Source organism: Streptomyces sp. NPDC027185, assembly GCF_055567035.1.
In genome coordinates this window covers 1-21,198 of record NZ_JBVHRF010000015.1, presented here as the reverse complement: position 1 = coordinate 21,198, position 21,198 = coordinate 1, and the positions used below count along the sequence as shown (strand labels likewise).

Here is a 21,198-nt window from a genome sequence, read left to right as displayed (position 1 = left end):
AGGGCGTCCGCGTCACCGGCCGGGCCGACTGTTCGCCGACCGCGGCTACGACTACGACAAATACCGCAGCCTTCCACGAGCCCGCGGCATCACACCGAAGACCGCCCGCAAAGGCACACCCCACGGCTCCGGCCTGGGCAAGACCCGCTGGGCCGTCGAGCGCACCTTCGCCTGGCTCCACCAGTTCAAACGCCTGCGGATCCGCTACGAGATACGCGCCGGCCTCCACCTCGGCCTCCGCCAACTCGCCTGCAACATCATCTGCTTGAGACGAACCCGAACCCCATTCCGAAATGAACAGTGAGGCACTGCACTTCTCCTCATCGTGGAACGCGGCTTGCGCGTGGCCGAGGTGGCCGTCGGGTCGAACATGAGCTACGGCATACAGGGCCGGGAGCTTCGTCGCTGCGCCGGTATTGCGCGTGCGGAACGTCCGGTCGGTGACGGCCTTCTGGGCCCAGCCCTCTGATCCCGTCAGCCGATCGCCGGGCCGACTCATTCTCCATTCCGGGCACGCAGGTCCCACGGCGGCTACCTTGTTGCTGGCCGCTCGATGCCTGGGTTCGCTCAGGACTTGCCGTGACGCGCCCGGAACCTCGTCACCGTGCCCGCGGCACCATCGGCTCTCGGCATCGTCTGAGTCGAGAAGACTCTGTTTGTCGCGGGGCCGTGTCAGCCCTGCGCTGCGAGAGCGCGCACCAGGCCGAGCATGCCGATGCCGATGGTCAGACCGTGCTGGCTAGTCAGGGGCGCCGATTGGTCACCTCTTTCCCATTTCGCCCGAATTTCCTCTAGTTGTTGGGGGGAGAGAGCGCCGCGTCGACCGTCGGGGTGGTGACGGCCTTGAACGGGATACAGGTGCGGCGGCCTGGGGCGACCTGCACCACCACGGCGATCTTCTGGTTCGGGCCAAGGGGCTCGGGCCCGAACGCGCGATGGTCGTGCCCGTCGGGCAGCGCTTCCCGTACGCGAACCGACGCCCCGACATTTCGCTCGAACCACCCGGTAGGCTTCGGCCGCCCGGCGCCCGGCCACCATGTTCTTGTGTGTGGGCCCTCGTCTGCGCCAGCCTCCGTCTCCAAGCCGTAGACGCTCTGTCCCTCCCAGACGGGGTTGGCCCGGTTCCGGTTCTTCTTTTTCCTCGTGCGGCTGACTGCCATGGCAGCACTTCCTGTTCGGGACCCGGGGCGGACCCGTTCGGCTACTCAATGAGACGGCAGGAGTATGCGCAGTGCTCCAAGCGAGGGAAGCAGCGGCGTCCTCCCGGACGGCGGCCCGTCTCTCGCGGAAAGGCACGGTTTCGCGAGCGGCTGGTTTGCCGGGCATCGGCGCTCGGTGTGGTGCCGTGGCAGTGTCCGCTGCACGGCGTGCGGAGCATTCTTCGCGCAGGAGCGCGCTGCGTGGTGACGCTGTCGGTGTGCTGATGCGGCGCTGCGGCGCGGAGGGTCAAGCGGGCGGTGTGGAGCGGTCCCCCTGGGGAGCGAATGCTCTCGTCGTCTGAGGGCTGATGGGGAGCTAACAGAATGCTCTCATGAGGCCATCGCGCCACTCACCGTCATTTCGGCAGGTCAGAATCAGTGAACTACCTGTATCACCAGCAGACGAAGATCCTGTGGGCGCCCAAAGACACCAAAAACCGCCTGCCGCTCCCCCGAAGGGCGCCTTGCCAGGCGGTGACAGGCAGCGTCACCGGGCAGATGGCTCATGAAACGCCAGCCCGCTCGCGCAGCACCATCTGCCCACTACTCCCCCGCCCCTTGCACCACCCCGCTGACCAGGGCTAACGTCCCCCTCAGCCGATACCGCTTCCCTCAGAACCACGCAGGGGTCAGGTTCGGCGCTGCTGTCCTCGGTAACCGTCGACACCCAGGCGATGGGACGAGGGACGACCGTGGCGGTCAGCAGCTGGTAGAAGTCGGTGCGGGGCATTTCGGCAGGGTCGAAGTCAACACGCATGAGGATCAGCATCCATGAGCGAAACCGTGGATTCTACGAAGGATCCACGGCACCACCCCACCGCGGAGTTCAACGGAAAGTGCCTGGTATCAGGACCATCGAGCACCAGGGGCCGACACCGCACCGGCCACCGCCCTCCCCACCGTCTGCGGGGACTTCGAAGTCCCCGCCCACGCCCGCGGCGGACAGGTCACCCTCGGCGTCATCGGCGGCGTCATCTTCTACGGCCTCGACCGGCCCGCCCATCAGCCACGTGACCTCGAAGACCTCATGGACCGGTCGAGCACGTCCAACGCCCCGCCACCGGGGCCACCGGCGGCCGCATGAACCTGATCAATGACAACGGCCGGCACATGGTCCGCATGATGTGCGTGATGGCCCGGCCCTGAAGTCCTCCGAAGACACCACACGCGCGTCGCCCGCCAGCATCTCTCCGCCGCCCAGGACGGCGAGGTCCAAGGCCGGATCACCTCTTCCAGAACCCCGGGCGCGGGTGGCGCTCTGCGGGGTTTCATCGGCGCGGCCCGACGCGGCACCCCGTTCTTGGCCTAACGGACAGCTCACGGCAGGACCCAGCTCACGATGCTGGAACAAATCCGTCGACCAAAGGCTCAACTGTGCCCGATCGCCAAGCCGTAGTGAACCAAAATGCCCTACGAAACAACGTCGTTGAGGCCGATGAGCAGGAGGCCGCGCTGCTCGCCGACATCGAGCGGCTCGTGCGGTGCGAGTCGCCCTCCGACGACCTGACGGCCGTGGCCCGGAGCGCGGAGACCGTGGCCCGGGTCGGGGCCGCCCGGATCGGGGCCGAGGCCGAGCGCGTCGTCATCGACGGCCGGACCCACCTGCGGTGGCGCTTCGGCGGCACCCCGCGCGTCCTGCTCCTGGGGCATCACGACACGGTCTGGCCCGTCGGATCGCTGGACGGCCGTCCCTTCGAGGTCCGGGACGGCGTGCTGCGGGGCCCCGGTTGTTTCGACATGAAGGCGGGCCTGTCCATGGCGTTCCACGCACTGGCGGCGCTGGCCGGGGCACACCCGGGCCAATCCGGCTCCGCGCACCCGCTGGACGGTGTCTCCCTGCTCGTCACCGGCGACGAGGAGCCGGGCTCGCCCACGTCCAGGGAGCTGATCGAGCGGGAGGCCCGCGGCTGTACGGCCGCGCTCGTGCTCGAGGCCGCGGGGCCGGGGGGAGCGCTGAAGACCCGGCGCAAGGGGGTCTCACGCTACGAGGTGCTGGTGCGCGGGCGGGCCGCTCATTCCGGGCTCGAACCGGAATGTGGTGTGAACGCGACGGTCGAGGCCGCCCACCAGGTCATGGCAGTGGCCGGGACGGGGGACCCGGAACTCGGGACGACCGTCACGCCGACCTGTATGGCCGCGGGCACCACGAACAACACCGTGCCCGCGTCGGCCCGTTTCGACGTCGACGTCCGGGTCTGGGACACCGCCGAGCAGGACCGGGTGGACCGTGCGATGCGCAGCCTGCGGGCCCGGCTGCCCGGCGCGGCGGTGGAGGTGCGCGGCGGCCCGAACCGTCCGCCGCTGGAGGCTTCGCAGCCCTTGTTCGACCGGGCAGGCCGGATCGCGCGGGAACTCGGGCTGGCGCCACTCACCGAGGTGGCCGTCGGAGGCGCCTCGGACGGGAACTTCACCGCGGGCGTGGGTACCCCCACCCTCGACGGTCTGGGCGCGGTCGGCGGCGGCGCGCACGCCGAGGACGAGCACGTGCTGGTGGCGGAGTTGGTGCCGCGCACGCGGCTGCTCACGGCGCTGGTGGCGGAGCTGCTGCGGGAGCCGGACGGCTGTCCGGGCACACCAGGCGGCCAGGGCGATCCTGTGCGTCCGCACCAGCTGCCGGACGAACGGGGCTGAAACCATGACCGACGTGAGTGACCTTCTGCACGACCGCACCGCGCCCTCTTCTCCACTCCCCGCCGCCGCGTACGCCGTGGCCGACGCCGTCGCGCGCACCGCCGGTGTCGGCATCCGAACCTTGGACAGCGTCGCCGACCTGGAAGCCGTCCGGCGCCTGTACGAGCGGATCTGGCGAACCGGCGAGAGCAGTCCGGTGGTGACGGCCGACCTGCTGCGGGCCCTGGCGAAGGCCGGCAGTTACATCAGCGGCGCCTACCGCGGGGGCGAACTGGTCGGCTCCTGCTTCGGATTCTTCTCGCCGCCGGCACACGGCGCCCTGCACAGTCACATCGCCGGGGTGCTGCCCGGTGCCCGGCGGCGCAACATCGGCTTCGCCCTGAAACTGCACCAGCGGGCCTGGGCGTTGACCCAGGGGGCGGGCGAGATCTGCTGGACGTACGACCCGCTCGTGCGGCGCAACGCGTACTTCAACCTCGCCAAGCTGGCCGCCGAACCGGCCGAATACCTCCCGGACTTCTACGGGCCGATCGACGACAGGATCAACCGGAGCGACCACAGCGACCGGATCCTGGTGCGGTGGACGCTGGCCGTGCCGGACACCGCGGCAGCCTGCGCCGGCCAGCCGCGGCGGGTTGACGCGCGGGCGGCGCTGGCCCGGGGGGCGGCCGTCGTGCTCGGGGTCTCCCCCGGCGGCGGGCCGTCGGAGGCACGCACCGCGCACAGGGCACGGACCGTCCTGGTGGCCGTCCCTGAGGACGTCGAAGGGCTGCGGGAGAGCAATCCGGCCTGCGCGGCTAGTTGGCGCGGCGCGGTACGTGACGTGTTGGGCGGGCTGCTTGCCGACGGTGGGCGGGTCCGCGGGTTCGATCCGGCGGGCTGGTATCTGGTGGACCGCGACGACACCTCACAGGAGACGGCATGAAGATCGACGGAGTGGAGCTGCGCACCGTCGAGGTGCCCCTGGTCACCCCGTTCCGCACGTCCTTCGGCACCGAGACCGTGCGCGAGGCGCTGCTGGTGCGGGTGGTCGGCGCGGAGTCCGAGGGCTGGGGCGAGTGCGGGGCAGGCACGGCTCCGCTGTACTCCTCGCAGTACACCCACGGTGCGGCGGACGTGCTCGGCCGCTTCCTGGTCCCGGCACTCGGCGTGGTGCCGGATCTCGCCGCGCACCGGGTGGCCCCGGCGCTCGCGGCGTTCAAGGGGCATCGGATGGCGAAGGCCGCGCTGGAGACGGCGGTGCTGGACGCGGAGCTGAGGGCCCGTGGGGTGTCCTTCGCCGAGGCGCTGGGTGGGGTCCGCGACCGGGTGCCGTGCGGGGTGTCGGTGGGGATCACCGAGTCGGTTCCGGCGCTGCTCGACGTCGTCGGCGGGTATCTGGAGGCCGGCTATCTGCGGATCAAGCTGAAGATCGAACCGGGCTGGGACGTCGAGCCGGTGTGCGCCGTACGCGAACGGTTCGGCGACATCCCGCTACAGGTGGACGCCAACGCGGCCTACCGGCTGGGCGACGCCCGTCATCTGGCCCGGCTCGACGCTTTCGGCCTGCTGATGCTGGAGCAGCCGCTGGCCGAGGACGATCTGCTCGGCCACGCGGAACTGGCCCGGCGGATCAGCACCCCGATCTGTCTCGACGAATCGATCGTCTCGGCCCGCGCCGCCGCGACCGCCCTCACCCTGGGCGCGTGCCAGGTGGTCAATATCAAGCCGGGCCGGGTGGGCGGCTACCTGGAGGCCCGCCGGATCCACGACGTGTGCGCGGCGCACGACCTGCCCGTCTGGTGCGGCGGCATGCTGGAGACCGGCCTCGGCCGCGCCGCGAACGTGGCGCTCGCCTCGCTGCCCGGCTTCGCCCTGCCCGGCGACACCTCGGCCTCCGACCGCTACTACCGCACCGACCTCACGGAACCGTTCCGCCTGGCTGACGGCCATCTCACGGTGCCGACCGGCCCGGGCCTCGGCGTCTCCCCGCTCCCCGAGGTCCTGCCTGAGGTGACCACCTCGACGACCTGGCTCCCGCTGCCGGCCTCTTGAGCCGGCGAAGTGCCATCCGGTACGTCCGGACGGACGGAGCGGATGGCATCCTTTCGTCATGTACGACGAACTCCGGTCGCACGGCCCCGCGCTATGTTCTGCGCTGTGCTCATCTCTATGACCAGACCCCCCCGTGCCGGCCTCGGACGGGTGCTCGAGGAGCTCGGCTCCACCCTGCTCGACGTCATCTGCGGCGACGCCGAACGCGCCGGTGACATCGGCGGGGTCGTCATTCATGATCCGCTCGACGAACCCGAGCTCCCGGACCGGGCCCTGGTCCTCGGCGTCGCCCTGCACGAGCCGGACGACATCGCCCGCGTCCTCACCCGGCTCGGCGAGCGCGGCGCCGTGGCCCTCGTGGTACGCGCGCCCGTCGTCGCCGACGACGTGCTGGCGAAGGCCGCCGCGTCGTCGGGCGTGGTGCTGCTCGCCTTCACGCGCGGCGCCTCCTGGACCCATCTGGCGGGGATGCTGCGCACCCTCACCAGCGACGGCCCCGAGGGCCCGGCGGGGGGCCGGATCGAGTCCGGTGACCTGTTCGCCGTCGCCAACGCCATCGCGGCGCTGCTCGACGCCCCCGTCACCATCGAGGACCGCAACTCACGGCTGCTCGCGTTCTCCAGCCGTCAGGAGGACGTGGACCACTCGCGGGTCCAGACGATCTTGGGCCGTCAGGTCCCCGAGCACTACACCCGCATCCTCAAGGAGCGCGGCGTGTTCCAGGCGATCTACCGCAGCGAACGTCCGGTGCACGTCGCTGAGCTGCCCGAGCCCGAGGGGCCGGGCCGGCCGCGTGAGCTGCCCCGCGCCGCGATCGCGGTACGGGCCGGGGACGAGATCCTCGGCACGATCTGGGTGGTGGTGTCCGAGCCGTTGAGCGAGGACCGCAGCGAGGTGCTCTACGAGGCGTCGAAGCTGGTGGCGATGCACATGGTGTGGCAGCGTGCCGACGCGGACATGGAGCGGCGAAAACGGGCGGAGCTGCTCGCCACCGCGCTGGAGAGCGGCCCGGGGACCCCGGAGGCGATCCGCCGGCTCGGTCTGAAGGACGAGCCATCCGTGGTGCTCGCGCTCACCGTCGTGGACGCCGGGGGCGAGCACCGGTTGCCCGCGCGCACGGCCACCGAACGCAAACGCCTCGCCGACGCCTTCGACATGCACCTGGCCGCGGTCCATCCGCGCGCCACCGCGGCGCTGATCGGCGACATCTCCTACGGCGTCCTACCGCAGCTGTCGCAGGGCCGGCACGAGGCCGAGGAGCGGGCAGCCAGGATCGCCACCGAGTTCCTGGCCCGGGTGGGCTCACCGCTGCGCCCGCTGATCGGTGTGGGCCCCTACGCGGATGATGCGTCGGCGCTCGCCCGCTCACGGACCGGCGCCGAGCGGGCCCTGCGGGTGCTCCGCTCGGGCAGCCCGGGGCAGCAGGTCGCCCGTCTGGACGACGTCCATGTCGAGGCGCTGCTCTGCGAACTCGCCGACCTCGTCCCGCGGGGTGATCTGCCGAGCGGTGCCGTCGCCCGCGTCATCGCCTACGACGCGGCGCACGAGACGAACCTCCTGGAGACGCTGCGCCACTGGCTCGACGCGTTCGGCGACGTCGCGACGGCGGCGGCCGCGATGTTCGTCCACCCCAACACGTTCCGCTACCGCCTGCGACGGGCGGCCGAGGTGGGCCGGATCGACCTCACCGACCGCTCCGCGCGCCTGTCGGCCATGCTCCAGCTGCACCTGATGGCGCTCAGGGACGCTCCGGGCCGCTGAGCGGGCCCGCGGCCGGGCCCTCCAGGTCGAGGACTCCGATCAGGAAGGCCAGCCATTCGGCGTCCTGTGCGGCGGCGACCTCGGGCGAGGTGGCCGCGCCGTGTCCCGCCTTGTCGAAGACGTGCAGCACGATCGGTGCGTCCCCCCGCTGCGCCGCCTGCAGCCGTGCCGTGAACTTGCGCGCATGCCACGGCGCGCACCGCGGATCGGCCGCCCCGGCCTGGACGTAAACGGCGGGGAAGTCGCCGGGTTCGATCAGGTGGTAGGGCGAGAGGCCCAGTAGGCGCCGGATGTCGCCGGGGTCGTCGGGATCGGCCCACGCTTTGCGGATCACGAAGTTCAGGTAGGGGTCGCGGATGCCGCCGACGAGGTCGAGGAGCGGGGCCCGCGGCAGCACGGCGCACCACAGGTCGGGGCGCCCAGTGACGGCGATCCCGCACATGAGGCCGCCGTCCGAGCCGCCGGACAGGGTGAGCCGGCCGGGCGCCGTGAGCCCGGAGCCGATCAGGTGCTCCGCCACCGCGACCAGGTCCTGGTCGCGTACCTGCTTGTGTTCCCGGTGCGCGGCCAGGTGCCAGTCCCGGCCGAACTCGCCGCCGCCGCGCAGGTGCGCCTGGACGAGGACGCCGCCCGCTGCGACGAACGCGGCCATCTCCGGCTGGTACTGCGGCAGCAGCGGTACGTTGGCCGCCCCGTACGCGGAGATCAGGGTCGGCGCGGGCCCGTCCGGACGGTTGCCCGCTGGACGCACCACGTGGTACGGGATCTCCGTGCCGTCGGCGGCGATGGCATGTTCGTACGTGACCTCGGCGACGAGGGTAACCGCGGGTGCGGACAGCGTCTCGACGCTGGACTCCCCCGGCCGATGCCGGTAGACGCCCCAGGAGCTGGTCAGGGTGGAGAACGCGAACACGAAGTCGTCCGTGGGCGGGCCCACGGCCAGCCCGGTCAGGGCGAAGAACGGGGCGGACAGCGCGCCCTTCCCCGGCAACGGCACCTCTCCGGTGACAACGCCGTCGTGGTCGATGACGCGCACCCGGGCGTGGGTCCGGTCGAACTCGCTGAGGTAGAGGTGTGCGCCGACCGGGGTCAGCGACCGCAGCACCGTCTCACCCTCGGGCACCAACTCCGTCCAGGTGGAGAGATCGTGGGGATCGGTGGCGTCGAGGGCGAGGGCGACGACCCGTCCGCGCGGTGCGTCCACGTCGGTGACCGCGATGTAGCGGTCGCCGACGATGTGCCCGGCGACGGTTCCGGCGCAGTCGGTGAGGAAGGGCCGCCACGGGGAGCCGGGACGGGTCAGGTCGCGTACGGCGACCGGGACGGGGCTGCCCACCCGGTGGCTGGCGACGGCCCAGCGGCCGTCGGCGGAGAGCTGCACGAGGGTGTACTCGCGGGAGCCCGCGCCCACCGGTACCGGCTCCATCGCCGTCGCGGCCGCGCGGTCTGCCGTGGCGAGCCGGTGCAGGTACACGGCCTGCCGGAACTCCTGCGGAGTGCCGGTCAGGGCGAAGAAGTAGAAGCCGCTGCTGTCCGGCAGCCAGGAGACCCCGCCGGCCCAGGCGCTGTGCAGGACCTGCGGCGGCGCGCCGTCGAGCAGGCGCCCCGAGTCCGCCTCGACGAGCCGCACGGTGTTGTGCTCGCTGCCGTCGGTGCAGACGCCGAGCGCAAGCACCCGGCCGTCCGGGGAGGGCGCGAACCACGACAGCACAGCGGGCCCGAACGCGGCGAGGTCGACGACCGTACGGCCTGGGCCGTACGGTTCCGCGGCCACGACGAGGGCGGACCCCTCCGCGCGGAACCAGCGGCCCGACGCGTGGCGTGGCAGCAGGGGCCGGGCGCCCGCGTCGTAGGTCTCGATCAGCTTGTGTACGGCGGCCGGGTCCTGGTTCCGGTAGGCGGTCGACGTGGCGAGCCGGGCCTGTTCCCGCTGCCATTGCCGCACCTCGTCCGTCTCCTCCTCCAGCCACCGGTAGGGGTCGGGCACTCGGAGCTCCGCGACCTCCTCGAAGGCGTCGACGGTCCGTGCGGGCCGGAGCGGGCTGCTGCTGTTCACCGGGGTGCCTCCTCGTGCTGCGCGGAACGGGCGTCCGCGAATTCGGCGCGGGTCCTCTCGAACGCGCCGGGGATCCGGCTCACCCGGCGGAAGTGGAGCAGCGCGTCGTAGGCGGCCGGGAAGTCATCCACCGGATCGAGCCCGCCGCCGGCAAGGGTGCCGTGCACGCCGTCGAAGAACCCGGGGGGCGCGTCACGCGGGGTGAGGAGGGCCACCCGGGGCGCAAGGTGTTGCAGGCGGGACTCGACACTCACAGGGACGAGGGCCCGCCGGCCGAGTGTGACGTCGCAGTCGAAGGGGCGTGGGGAACGCTGGGTGAACCGGACCTCCGGCCCGGATCCGTACGTCATGCCGACCACAACGAGGTCCGCTCCCAGCGTGGGTGCGAGGAGGCTGCCCAGGGTGGGGCGGCCGTGGAACGGTGTACGGCGCACATGGGAGTTGTGGGCGCTCACCACGACACGCTGTTCACGCTCCAGGACCCAGCGCACGCTCCGAGCCATGAACTCCTCGCGTGGATAAGGAAGTCCGGGAGGGGGCGCCCCGGCCAGCTCGGCCGCGAAGGCTTCCAGCGAGGCCCCGCACTGCGCGAGGACGCCGGAGCCGTGCCGGCAGGCACGGTGTGCCATCCGCTGCAGGCCGTCGAGCAGCCGGGCTCGTTCCGCGGAGTTCATCGCCGCGTACCGGACCGCCGCCCGCGACCGCTCCCCCAGGTCGCTCAGCGCCAGCAGTTCCGCGTCTCCGGGCTCTGCGGGCAGCCGGTCGAGGCAGGCGCGGACCGCGGACAGCGGTGAGGTGGACGATCCCGGCAGGTCCATCCCGTAGAAGGAGACCGTCCCTTCCCCGGTGGTGTTGTGCCGCCGCATCCAGCGCAGCTGGCGCCGCATCGGCTCGCACTCCCCGAAGCCGTAGGTGATGCCTGTCCTGCCGACGTCCTGCACGCGCCCTGGTCCGCCGTGCACCCAGGCGTCGACGCCGAGCCCCTCCGCGAATCCGGACTCCAGGACGAGCCCGGTGAACCCGCACTCCCGCACCAGATACCGGAACAGCTGGTCCCTGAGCCCGTAGAACTCGGTGATGTGGTGACCGCCCTCACCGAGCGCCACCACCCGTGCGTCACCTACGATTTCACGCAGCCGCGTCACATCGGACGGACTCACCGCCTTGCCGAGCGGCCTGCCCGGCCCTTCCCTCTGCGTGTTCATGATGACCGGCCCCCTTCGTCAGCGGTGGAAGTACCAGAGTTCCGGCGTGTACAGGAAAGTCAGCAGCGACTGGAACGACGCGGGCGGCCCGGAGAGGGAGTCCTTCCACACCACGAGCGTGTGCGGGGTGGGGAAGTAGAGCACGGGGAGGTCCTTGCCGAGGTAGGTCACCTCGTCCGCCAGGGCACCGGAGTCCGCTCCGAAGGTCGACGCGTTGATCAACTTGTCCGCCTCGGCGTCCCGGTATCCGCCGAGGTTGAAGCTGCCCCCGGTGTTGAACACGGTGTTGCTGCTCGGATAACCGGCCGCCAGGTACAGCGGCCCGTAGTCCTGCGCGGCCCACCTGTCCTTGTTGGCGGGCGCGAAGGAGTTGCCGTAGTTGCTGTACAGGTAGTTGAGCGACTTGGTCTCCAGCGTGATCCTGATGCCGAGTTTCTTCGCCTCCGAGGCGAACGCGGTGTCCCGGGCACCCACGTAGGCCGGAGTGCTCGCGGAGGCCAGCGTGAAATCGATCGCCTGCCCGCGCGGGATTCCGGCCCCGCACTCGTCCCCACCGGTCCCCGGGCGGACGCAGGTGGTGGTGCCGCCCGGTGCCACCTTCCAGCCGTGGCCGGTGAGCAGCATCTTCGCGGCGGCCGGGTCGTACGGGTAGGGCGCTTTGTGCCCGAAGGCCGGCGGATAGGGGGAGCCGCTGCCCGCGGGGCTATGGTTGACGGAGGCAGCCCCGCTGTACACGCCGCGGCTGCGGACGTAGCCGTCCTGGTCGATGAGGTGCTGCAGAGCCTGTCGCACGTACCGCTGCGCGATCACCTTGTCGAAGTTGCCGGTGGTGTCCTCGAAGTTGAGGGTCAGCGGGTCGAAACGGGCGGGGGCCGCGGTGCCGTACACGTGGTAGCCCTGCTTCTTCAGCGCGCCGATCTGCATGATGAAGCTGGAGTCCAGCGTCCCCACGGTCAGGTTTCCGGCCTTGAACTGGTTGAGGACGGCCGAGGCGGAGGTGAATGACTTGAAGTCGACCCAGTCCAGGCGCGCGTCACCGGGGCCGCTGTAGTTCCGGTTGGGGACCAGGGAGTACGAGCCGGTGGTGGGGTCGAACCTCTTGAGCCGGTACGGGCCGTTGACGATCTGCCACAGCGGGTTCCCGGCGAAGGTGGCCGGGGCCTCCGACTGCTTGGTGAGGTAGCGGTAGACGGCCGCGGCGTTCTTCGGCCGCGTGTAGTCCAGGTGCGGTCCTCCGGTGCGGGCGATGCTCCACTCCTTGGCGGGCATCACGTACAGCAGAGTCAGCATGGACATCAGATAGGACGGGTTGTAGGCCGTCTCCGTCATCAGCGTGAGCCGGCGGGACGAGGTCGCCTTCATCGTCACGCCATCGGGAAACTGGCCGGGGGTGTAGAAGCTCCAGTTGGCCGGGCTCTCCTTGATTGCCGCCTTGAGCAGGGCCAGTGAGAAGACGACGTCGGCGGCGGTGACCGGCCGGCCGTTGGACCACTCGTAGTTCTTCATCTCGATGGTCGCCGTCCGCCGGTCGTCACCGTACCGCGGCGGTTTGGCCAGGCTCAGCGAGGCGTCCATCACCTGGTCGCCCTCGCCGCTGGGGCGGTAGAGGGAGCGCCAGAGGACCCCCTTTGCGATGGCGGTGCCGTTGGCGGAGGCCGGCGGATACGGATAGATGTAGTTCGGAGTGAGGCCCGGGGTCAGCGCAACGGTGGCCGTGCCTCCGTCCTTGGGGCTGCCGGATTCCCTGGGCAGCGTCCGGTAGCCGCCCCGGAGGGCCTTCGCCAGGTCGCCGCCGCCACAGGCCGTGACGAGAAGGGCAAGGACGGCGACGAGCACCGCGAGGCGACGTCCCCGCGCCGTGCCGGGCAGATGTGTCATGGGTGGCTCCCTGCGAAGAGTGGACGGGGTGGTTCAGCCGGCACGGCGGCCGAGGGCGTCGCGCAGCGCGTCGGCCAGGAGGTTGAGCCCGAGGACGGTGAGAACGATGCACAGGCCGACGGGGTAGACCAGCCACCAGTAGCCGGCCGAGAGGTACGTCGCGCCATCGGCGAGCTGGCTTCCCCAGTCGGCGGTCGGGTACGTCAGGCCGAAGCCCAGGAAGCCGAGGGCGGCGACGACCAGGATCGCATCGGCGACCTGGAAGGTGATCACGACGACGATCACACTGAGCGCGTTGGGGACGAGGTGGGTGAGGAGGAGCCGGCGGCGGGAGGCGCCCATCACCCGTGCTGCCAGGACGAACTCCCGCACCCGCAGGGTCAGGACCTCGCCGCGTACCAGGCGGGCAGAAACCAGCCAGGAGAAGGCGCCGATGACCAGGCTCAGCGAGACGGCGTTCGCGTGGAACCGCGCCGAGAGGATCAGCACGAAGAAGAGGAAGGGAATCGAGAGGAGGGTGTCGACCACCCGCATCAGGAACCCGTCGACGACACCGCTGGCAAGTCCGGCGACGGCACCGTAGACCGTCCCGACAACGGTGGCGAACACGGCCGAGAGCAGCCCGATCTGCAGGGAAACACGGCCGCCCGCCATCAGCCGGCCGAGCACGTCGAAGCCCTTGAGGTCGGTGCCGAGGGGATGCGCGACGCTTGGCGGCAGTGCGGCGTTGACCAGGTCCACGTCGGTCTGGTTGGTGCGGTGGAGCAGGGGGCCGAGGAGGCAGAAAGCGACGACGAGGACGAGGAGCAGTCCGCCCACGAGTCCGAGAGGGTGGTGGCGCACGGTGCGGAGGGCGCGCTGCACGCCGGACCGTTTCCCCGAACCGGTCAAGGCAGGAGCGTGGGTTGAGGTCATTTCTCCAGCTCGATTCGGCGGTCGGCGGCGGCCACCGCAAGGTCGGCGCCGAAGCTGCCGGCCACGGTGAGGGCGCCGCCGATCAAGGTGTAGGCGAGAAGCACCGGGTAGTCCTCCTGGTGGAGGCTGTTGAGGAACAGCAGCCCGAGACCTGGGTAATTGAAGAGCGATTCGACGATCAGGTTCCCGGCGAGCAGGCTCGGAACGAGCGTGCCGACCAGGGTGATCAGCGGCAGGCAGGCGTTGCGCAGCAGATGCCGCCGGAGCACGAGACGCTCCGGGAGCCCCTTGGCCCGCGCCACCCGGATGTAGTCCTGCCCGAGCTGTTCGAGCGCCGAGGAACGCTGGTACTGCGAGAAGATCGCGACACTGGTGACGGCGAGCGTGATCACCGGCAGGGCCATCGCCCTCGGGTCGGTGAACACCACCCACGCCGAGTGCGACGACGATGCCTCGGCGGGGAACAGCGGCAGGGCCTGGCTGAACACCGCGATCAGGACGAGCCCCAGCAGGAACGACGGGGTCGCGTACAGCACGTAGGAGACGGCCGTGGTGGCCCGGTCGACGATCCTGCCCTTGCGGACCGCCTGCAGGATCCCGAGCGGAACGGCGATCAGCAGGGCGAGCAGCAGCCCGGCGAGCGAGAGCATCGCGCTGCGGGCCGCGTGCTGCCCGAGGACCGTTGCCACGTTCTCGTTCAACTTGTACGACCTGCCGAGGTCGCCGTGGGCGAGCTGGTCCAGATAGCTGAGGTACTGGACGATGACGGTACGGTCGAATCCGTGCTCACGGTTGAAGTCTGCGACGGCCTCGGGCGAGGCCCGCTGCCCGAGGACCACTCGCCCCGGGTCCTCGGAGACCATGTGCAGCAGGAAGAAGACGATCGCGGAGATCCCCAGCAGAACGACGGCGGATATCGCCAGGCGCCGGACGATGTACCAGGTCATGCGTGTTCCTCTCCTCGCCGGTGGGTCGTCGGCCTGGTGCCTGGGAGTGCTGCGGGGGTCTTCTCCGACTCCCACAGGGGGTGGTGGCAGGCAACCTGGTGGGTACCGCCGAGGGACGACGGTTCGGGTTCCATCGCCGCGCACAGCTCGGTGGCCCGTGCGCACCGGGTGCGGAACCGGCAGCCGCTGGGCGGGGCAACAGGACTGGGCAGTTCACCGCGGACCCGGGTGCCGGCCGGCGGCTTCGGGGCGGCGGGGTCGGCCTCGGGGACGGCCGCGAGCAGACCGGCGGTATAGGGATGGGCAGGCGCCCCGTACACCTCATCAGCCGTGCCGGTCTCGACCAGCTTGCCGAGGTACATCACGCCCACCCGGTCGGCCAGGTAACGCACCACGGCCAGGTCGTGGGAGATCACCACGCTGCTCAGGGCACGTTCTCGCTGGACTCTGCGCATCAGGTTGAGCACCTGGGAGCGGACGGACACGTCAAGGGCGCTGACCGGCTCGTCCGCGACCAGGACCGTGGGGTCCAGGGCCAGAGCGCGGGCCAGGCCCACCCGCTGACGCTGTCCGCCGGACAGTTCGTGCGGGTAGCGCTCGAGGACGCTCGCGGGCAGGCCCACGTCGCCGAGGAGTTCACGGGTCCGGGCGGCGCGGCCGCCGATGCCCTGGATCGCCAGGGGCTCACGCAGGATGGTGCCGATGCGCATCCGGGGGTCAAGGGAGGCATTCGAGTCCTGGAACATCATCTGCAACTTGGCGCGCCGGGTCGCCAGTTCGCGAGTGCTCATCCGGGTCACCGGCGCACCCTCGAAGATCACCTCACCCGCGGTGGGCCGGGTGAGCGCCACGAGCATCCGGCCGAGCGAGGACTTCCCGCAGCCCGACTCCCCGACCAGGCCGAACGTCTCGCCGGGCGCCACGTCGAAGCTCACGCCGGAGACCGCCTTGACGGTGCGGCGGCGCCCCAGGAGGCCCTGGCGGCCCAAGGGGTACTCCAGGCGGAGGTCGGCGACCCGAAGCCGGGGCTCCGGCGCAGGCACGGCCGCGGGTGTGCGGACGGACACGGCGGCAGCAGCGGCGCGAGGCCGCTCCTGCCCCTCCCCGACCGGGTGCCAGCAGACGTGGGTGTGCCCGTTCTCCGCCGCGGTGAGCGGCGGCCGCTTCTCACGGCACCGCTCGGTGACCGCCGTGCAGCGCGGAGCAAAGGCACAGCCCGGGGTGGGTGCGGCCAGGTCCGGTGGGGCTCCGGGAATGCTGGCGAGGCGTTCGTTCCGGTCCTGGGTGAGTGACGGGATCGAGGACAGCAGCGCGTGAGTGTAGCGGTGCCGGGTGTGCCGGAACAGCTCGGGGGTGGGGCCGGTCTCGGCCAGGCTCCCGGCGTACATCACGCCCACCCGGTCGGCGTGCCGGGCGATCACGCCCATGTCGTGGGTGATGAGGATCATCGCCATGCCGAGCCGCGAGCGCAGCTCGTCCAGGAGGTCGAGGATCTCCGCCTGGACGGACACATCGAGCGCGGTGGTCGGCTCATCCGCGATGACCACCTTCGGCTCGCACACCAGGGCCATCGCGATCATCACACGCTGCCGCATGCCGCCGGAGAGCTGGTGCGGATAGTCGTCGAGCCGCTCCACGGGCCTCGGTATTCCCACCAGGCCGAGCATCTCCGCGGCCCGTTCCCGTGCGGCCCGCCGGGACGTGCCGCGGTGCCACCGCAGGGGTTCGGCGATCTGCTCACCGATGCTGCGGGTGGGGTTCAATGCCGTCATCGAGTCCTGGAAGACCATCGCGATGTCGTTGCCCCGCAGTTGCCGGTACGGGGCGGCCGGCAACCCGACCAGTTCGGTCCCTTCGAGGTCGACGGATCCGCCGGTCACCCGGCCGCCGGACGGCAGCATCCCCATCACCGCCAGGCCGGTCATCGACTTGCCCGAACCGGTCTCCCCGACGATGCCGAGGGCCTCGCCCCGGTCGAGGGAGAGCGTCACACCGGACACCGGCCGGACGGTCCGGTCGCCGCGCCGGATCTCCACCGACAGATCGCTGATCGTCAGCACGCGGCCACTGTCCGCGGACTCACGCGCGCTCTCCGCACCGTCGCTCGGGCGCACGGGGCACCTCCCTTTCCTCTTCCTCGACCACCCGACGATTTTGAGACACCTGTTCCAGACGTCGTTCGTCGGCTTCACTGAACCTGGGGGCGTGCGCCGGTCCGATCGCACGAAGTGCTACCGGTCAGGCCGGACGACCCAGTTCCGCCCGCAGCAGACGCCGTACGTTCTCGCCGAGCACCGCGACGATGTCCTGCTCGGCCCAGCCGCGCCGCTGCAGCGCCTCGGTGACCAGCGGGAGCCCGGCCGGCCCTTCCAGTCCGGGCAGGTAGGCGTCGGCCGGCACCCCCTGGACGAAGTCGAGAGCGCAGCACGGCGGGATGGTGTCGGCGAGTACTTCCTTGACGAAGTCGGGTCCGAGGCCGACATGGGAGATTCCGGCCACCGAGACGATGTGCTCGATGTGGTCGACCAGCCGGTCCACGCGGTAGTCGCTCGCGTGCAGATAGGGGGCGAAGAAGTTCACGCACACGACTCCGCCGCCCTCGGCCACTCCCCCGATCTGCTCATCCGTCAGATTCCGGTGGTGGTCGAACAGGGCCCGCGCGCCGGAATGTGTCGCGACCACCGGCCGTGACGCCAGCTCCAGGACGTGTTCGACGCCGGCCGCCCCGAGATGGCTGATGTCGAAGAGCATGCCGAGACGTTCCATCTCGGACAGCGCCTCGATGCCGGCCCGGGTCAGCCGCCCGCCCGTCGCGTCCTCGCCGCTGCCGTCGGCCAGGGCGGTGCGCCCGAAGTGCGCCAGGGAGGCGATCCGCACCCCGAGCCGGAACAGCGTCTCCAGGAGTTCCACGTCCTCGCCGACACCAGGCGCGCTCTCCAGCGCAAGGACAAGGGCGATCCGCCCCTGCGCCAGGGCCTGGTCGATCTGCGCACCGTCCCGGCACAGCGCGACGGCGTCGGGGTTGCCCTCCGCCAGCCGGTGTGCCGCCTCGATCATCCGCAGCGTGCGCCGCAGCGCCCCCTCGGGCCGGTACGCGTCCTCGACGAACACGGGCAGCGCCTGAAGGTCCACTCCCCCGGCGCGCAGCTGCGGCAGCCAGCGCTCCCGGAAGAACGCCGCCCAGCGGTCCACGGGCCGGGCGGCCACGGCACACAGCAGGTCGTTGTGCAGGTCGGCGACGACCGCGCGTCGGTGCAGGTCGTCCGTCACGGCGTCCTCCGCTCGGCGCGGCCGTTGTGCAGGTACAGCGCGCGCCCGTGGCCGTCGTCGCCGAGGAAGGCGAGCGGCGCGTGGCTGCCGCGCTCCGGTTCCACCGGGATCACGGTGTCGCCGCGCAGGCCGACGAGTTCCGTGCGGTAGGACGGTTCGTCCAGGTCCGCGGCGACGCCCAGCGGCTGACGCACCAGCCACAACCGTCCCGCCGCGTCCTGGCTCACCGTGGTCCGCGCGGTGCTCGACGTATAGGTGCCGGTGTACCGGGACGCGTGCGGCACGGGCGCGTTCGGGTCCGGGACCAGCGGCACGGGCAGCGTGATTCCGCCCAGGACCCGCTCGGTGATCCGCGCGTGGAGCCGCCGCGACAGGCCGCCGTTGGTGAGCACCGCCACCGCGATGTCCCGCTCCGGTACCAGACGCAGGAACGCCGACTGGCCGATGGTGTTCCCGTCATGCCCGACGACGGCGGGTCCCGACAGGTCGAAGAGTTCCCAGCCCAGCCCCCAGGCCGCGCCCTGCTCGATGTCGGGCTGCGTGACGTGCGGCTGCTGCATGGCCCGGACGGTCTCGGGACGCAGCAGACGTCCGCCGTCCGGTCCCGCACCCCCAGCGAGATGCATCCCGGCGAAGGCCAGCAGGTCGCGGGCGCGCATCGCCAGCATCGACCCGGCCGGCGCGTTCGAACGGGCCAGCGCCCACACCGGCGTCGGCTCCAACGGCTCCCCCACGTGCCCGACGGCCGTGCGGTACACGATCGCCTCGTACGGATCGCTCGCCGCGTGGCTCATCCCCAGCGGCCCGAATACGTACCGGCGGGCGCACACATCGAACGGCTGCTTCCGCAGGACTTCCACGATCCGGCCGAGCAGACAGTACCCGGCGTTGTTGTACGAGAACATCTCGCCCGGCGCGAAGAGCTGTGGCACGTCCCGCAGCACTCCCACGTACCGCTCCAGGCAGTCGTCGCCCTTCCCGGTGTCGGTGAAGATGTCGCCCTCGAACCCGGCGGTGTGGCTGAGCAACTGGCGCGGCGTGACCCGGCGGCTCGCCTCCGCGTCGGCGATCCGGAACTCCGGCAGCACATTTGCCACAGGGAGGTCCAGATCCAGCAGCCCCTCCTCGGCCAGCTGCATGACCAGCGTCGCGGTCACCACCTTCGTGATCGATCCGATCTGGAACAGCGAGTCCGCCGTGGCCCGGACCCCCGTGCCCGTACTGAGCACCCCGGCCGCAGCCTCCACGTAACGGCCCTCGGCCTGCACGGCCACGGCGGCTCCCGGCACCTGGCACTCGTCGATCAGCCCCGGCAGCCTCTCACGCAGCCACACACCGATATCGCCCCGCTCCGACCCGGCAGACTCCCGCACGGTTTCCCTCCCCTGCTCGATTGCCAGGGAGCATATGACCTGCGGAAACCCGGGTTTTCGTCCGTCCCCACCAGGGAGTGGCCCGGGAAATGTGCGCTCCACCGAGTTGGACGGGACGCCGCCCTCGACCCATCGATGACGCACCTTGCGGTGATCTTCGTCGACGGCGACCTCCGACCAGCTCCGAGCGGTGGCCGGGAGGCGGTCGAAGATGCCGGCGGCGGACCAGCGGGCAGGCGTCCGTGGACGGTCTGCCACGGGCCGAACCGCTCGGGAAGCTGAGCAGTCCAGGGAAACAGCCGGTCAGGGCCCTTTGCAGTTGGCTCAAGAATAGCCACGCACTCCACGTGCGAGGTGATGTGAAGCCCTCGGCGGCGCAGCATCTGGCCTGGTGGAGGCCTTGCCCGCGATCCCTGAAAAGGGGACTTTCCCTCCAAATAATTGATCTAGTCGTACGAATTTCTTTAGGGTCAAGCCTCACCCCCCGTCCCTCGCCCACTCGCACGGAGTGGCAGCGAAAGGGCCCGTCCGCCGACGAGTTGGCCGGCGGTTGAAGGAGCAAGGAGTTCGCCCTGTGGCATCCCATCGTCGGCCCAAGCAGCCCGGCCGCACGCGTATCACCGTGCTGAGCACCGCGGCGGCGGCTGCCGTCGCGCTGAGCGCACAGGCCGCCCAGGCCGCCCCCGGCCGGAAACCCGGCAAGGACGAGGTCAAGGCGGCGGTCGACAGACTCTACGAACAGGCGGAGCAGGCCACCGAGAAGTACAACGGGGCCAACGAGGAGCGGCAGAGGCTGCAGAAGGACCTCTCCTCGATCCAGGACCGTGTCGCCCGCTGCCAGCAGGAGCTGAACGCGATGCGCAACGGCCTGGGTTCGCTGGCGAGCGCGCAGTACCGCTCCGGGGGCATCGACGCCTCGGTGCAGCTCTTCTTGTCGTCCACCCCGGACGACTACCTGGACAAGGCAGCCAGGCTTGACCAGTTGGGCGGACAGCAGGTTGCCGCCCTGAAGAAGATCCAGGACAAACAGCGGGAGATCATCCAGGCACGCGCCAAGGCTTCCGGAAGGCTCAAGGACCTCGCCACCGCACGTACCGAACTGAACAAGAAGAAGCAGGAGGTCCAGGGCAAACTCGCCGAGGCGCAAAGGCTCCTCGACACCCTGACCGCCAAGGAGAAATCGGCCCTCGCCGACGAACAGCAGCAGGCCGGCCGCGCCGCCACCGAGCAGGTACGGCTCGGCAACGACACTGCCGCCTCCGGCCGGGCCGCCGCCGCTTTCGCCGCCGCCCGAAGTCAGCTCGGCAAGCCGTACCTCCGCGGCGGCACCGGCCTCGCCACCTACGACTGCTCGGGCCTGACCTCCTGGGCCTACGCCCGGGCCGACGTCCACCTTCCGCGCACCTCCGAGGAACAGGCAGGCGTCGGCACCCGCCTCACCCGGAGCCAACTCCAGGTCGGTGACCTGGTCTTCTTCTTCAACGACCTGCACCACGTCGGCCTCTACGCCGGCAACGGACAGATCCTGCACGCCCCTCGCACCGGCACGGTCGTACGGTACGAGTCGATGGAGACCATCGGCGGACCGTTCATGTTCGGCGTCCGCGTCTGACCCGCCCCCTCACTCACTGATCATTTCAGAATGAGGTTCGGGGTCGTCTCAAGCAGATGATGTTGCAGGCGAGTTGGAGAAGGCCGAGGTGGAGGCCGGCGCGTATCTCGTAGCGGATCCGCAGGCGTTTGAACTGGTGGAGCCAGGCGAAGGCGCGCTCGACGACTCAGCGGGTCTTGCCCAGGCCGGAGCCGTGGGGTGTACCTTTGCGGGCGATCTTCGGTGTGATGCCGCGGGCTCGTAGAAGGCTGCGGTATTTGTCGTAGTCGTAGCCGCGGTCGGCGAACAGTCGGCCCGGCCGGTGACGCGGACGACCC

The 21,198-nt window shown here is 70.8% G+C and carries 14 protein-coding genes and 2 pseudogenes; 6 read left to right on the top strand and 10 right to left on the bottom strand.

The window, feature by feature from the left end:
• Window positions 1–304 (top strand): transposase (locus ACZ4M8_RS29890; protein WP_467613194.1); only part of this gene is annotated, 304 nt, incomplete at its 5' end.
• A 1,520-nt stretch (window positions 305–1,824) separates the two neighbouring features.
• On the opposite strand, the pseudogene ACZ4M8_RS29885 reads toward ACZ4M8_RS29890, so the two are convergent.
• Window positions 1,825–1,956: pseudogene (locus ACZ4M8_RS29885) on the bottom strand (flavin reductase family protein); the annotation flags it as partial.
• A 638-nt stretch (window positions 1,957–2,594) separates the two neighbouring features.
• On the opposite strand from ACZ4M8_RS29885, the gene ACZ4M8_RS29880 reads away from it, so the two are divergent.
• The 4 genes from ACZ4M8_RS29880 to ACZ4M8_RS29865 all read left to right on the top strand — a co-directional run bounded on the left by ACZ4M8_RS29880 (window position 2,595) and on the right by ACZ4M8_RS29865 (window position 7,625).
• Window positions 2,595–3,830: a M20 family metallopeptidase gene (locus ACZ4M8_RS29880; RefSeq protein WP_467613191.1), complete on the top strand. Its 1,236-nt coding sequence runs from the start codon at window positions 2,595–2,597 to the stop codon at window positions 3,828–3,830.
• Window positions 3,831–3,834: 4 nt separating this feature from the next.
• The gene (locus ACZ4M8_RS29875) at window positions 3,835–4,755 is read left to right on the top strand and encodes a GNAT family N-acetyltransferase (protein ID WP_467613188.1); all 921 of its coding nucleotides are present in this window, start codon (window positions 3,835–3,837) and stop codon (window positions 4,753–4,755) included.
• Window positions 4,752–5,864, top strand: a complete 1,113-nt coding sequence (gene menC / locus ACZ4M8_RS29870; RefSeq protein WP_467613185.1) for an o-succinylbenzoate synthase — start codon at window positions 4,752–4,754, stop codon at window positions 5,862–5,864. Before ACZ4M8_RS29875 ends, menC begins: the two co-directional genes overlap by 4 nt.
• A gap of 117 nt (window positions 5,865–5,981) precedes the next feature.
• Window positions 5,982–7,625 (top strand): PucR family transcriptional regulator, encoded by a 1,644-nt coding sequence (locus tag ACZ4M8_RS29865; protein WP_467613182.1) that lies wholly within the window; start codon window positions 5,982–5,984, stop codon window positions 7,623–7,625.
• Here the strand turns inward: ACZ4M8_RS29865 and ACZ4M8_RS29860 are convergent.
• From ACZ4M8_RS29860 to ACZ4M8_RS29825, 8 genes are all read right to left on the bottom strand, one after another.
• On the bottom strand, window positions 7,603–9,681 hold the full coding sequence (locus ACZ4M8_RS29860; RefSeq protein WP_467613179.1) for a prolyl oligopeptidase family serine peptidase: 2,079 nt from the start codon (window positions 9,679–9,681) through the stop codon (window positions 7,603–7,605). The genes ACZ4M8_RS29865 and ACZ4M8_RS29860 overlap by 23 nt on opposite strands.
• Complete coding sequence (locus ACZ4M8_RS29855; protein WP_467613176.1) at window positions 9,678–10,886, bottom strand: erythromycin esterase family protein; 1,209 nt, start codon at window positions 10,884–10,886, stop codon at window positions 9,678–9,680. The genes ACZ4M8_RS29860 and ACZ4M8_RS29855 overlap by 4 nt, the downstream gene beginning before the upstream one ends.
• 18 nt (window positions 10,887–10,904) lie before the next feature.
• On the bottom strand, window positions 10,905–12,764 hold the full coding sequence (locus ACZ4M8_RS29850; protein WP_467613173.1) for an ABC transporter substrate-binding protein: 1,860 nt from the start codon (window positions 12,762–12,764) through the stop codon (window positions 10,905–10,907).
• Window positions 12,765–12,797: 33 nt separating this feature from the next.
• Window positions 12,798–13,655 (bottom strand): ABC transporter permease, encoded by an 858-nt coding sequence (locus ACZ4M8_RS29845; RefSeq protein ID WP_467613171.1) that lies wholly within the window; start codon window positions 13,653–13,655, stop codon window positions 12,798–12,800.
• 20 nt (window positions 13,656–13,675) lie between these two features.
• Entirely contained in the window at window positions 13,676–14,626 is a 951-nt protein-coding gene (locus ACZ4M8_RS29840) for an ABC transporter permease (RefSeq protein WP_467613168.1), read from the bottom strand.
• On the bottom strand, window positions 14,623–16,686 hold the full coding sequence (locus tag ACZ4M8_RS29835; RefSeq protein ID WP_467613166.1) for a dipeptide ABC transporter ATP-binding protein: 2,064 nt from the start codon (window positions 16,684–16,686) through the stop codon (window positions 14,623–14,625). The genes ACZ4M8_RS29840 and ACZ4M8_RS29835 overlap by 4 nt, the downstream gene beginning before the upstream one ends.
• Window positions 16,687–16,864: 178 nt before the next feature.
• Window positions 16,865–17,896 carry a dipeptidase gene (locus tag ACZ4M8_RS29830; protein ID WP_467613163.1) on the bottom strand — a complete coding sequence of 344 codons (1,032 nt, stop codon included), beginning with the start codon at window positions 17,894–17,896 and terminating at the stop codon, window positions 16,865–16,867.
• On the bottom strand, window positions 17,893–19,269 hold the full coding sequence (locus ACZ4M8_RS29825; RefSeq protein WP_467613161.1) for a serine hydrolase domain-containing protein: 1,377 nt from the start codon (window positions 19,267–19,269) through the stop codon (window positions 17,893–17,895). The genes ACZ4M8_RS29830 and ACZ4M8_RS29825 overlap by 4 nt, the downstream gene beginning before the upstream one ends.
• A gap of 574 nt (window positions 19,270–19,843) precedes the next feature.
• Between ACZ4M8_RS29825 and ACZ4M8_RS29820 the strand changes: the two genes are divergently transcribed.
• Entirely contained in the window at window positions 19,844–20,881 is a 1,038-nt protein-coding gene (locus ACZ4M8_RS29820) for a C40 family peptidase (protein ID WP_467613158.1), read from the top strand.
• A 25-nt stretch (window positions 20,882–20,906) separates the two neighbouring features.
• Here ACZ4M8_RS29820 and ACZ4M8_RS29815 read toward each other — a convergent pair.
• Window positions 20,907–21,198: pseudogene (locus tag ACZ4M8_RS29815) on the bottom strand (transposase); the annotation flags it as partial.

Bases quoted from the DNA above. Each gene is read 5' to 3' on its own strand.
- ACZ4M8_RS29875 (WP_467613188.1), top strand. From the start codon at position 3,835: ATGACCGACGTGAGTGACCTTCTGCACGACCGCACCGCGCCCTCTTCT.
- menC (WP_467613185.1), top strand. From the start codon at position 4,752: ATGAAGATCGACGGAGTGGAGCTGCGCACCGTCGAGGTGCCCCTGGTC.
- ACZ4M8_RS29865 (WP_467613182.1), top strand. From the start codon at position 5,982: ATGACCAGACCCCCCCGTGCCGGCCTCGGACGGGTGCTCGAGGAGCTC.
- ACZ4M8_RS29855 (WP_467613176.1), bottom strand. From the start codon at position 10,886: ATGAACACGCAGAGGGAAGGGCCGGGCAGGCCGCTCGGCAAGGCGGTG.
- ACZ4M8_RS29850 (WP_467613173.1), bottom strand. From the start codon at position 12,764: ATGACACATCTGCCCGGCACGGCGCGGGGACGTCGCCTCGCGGTGCTC.
- ACZ4M8_RS29840 (WP_467613168.1), bottom strand. From the start codon at position 14,626: ATGACCTGGTACATCGTCCGGCGCCTGGCGATATCCGCCGTCGTTCTG.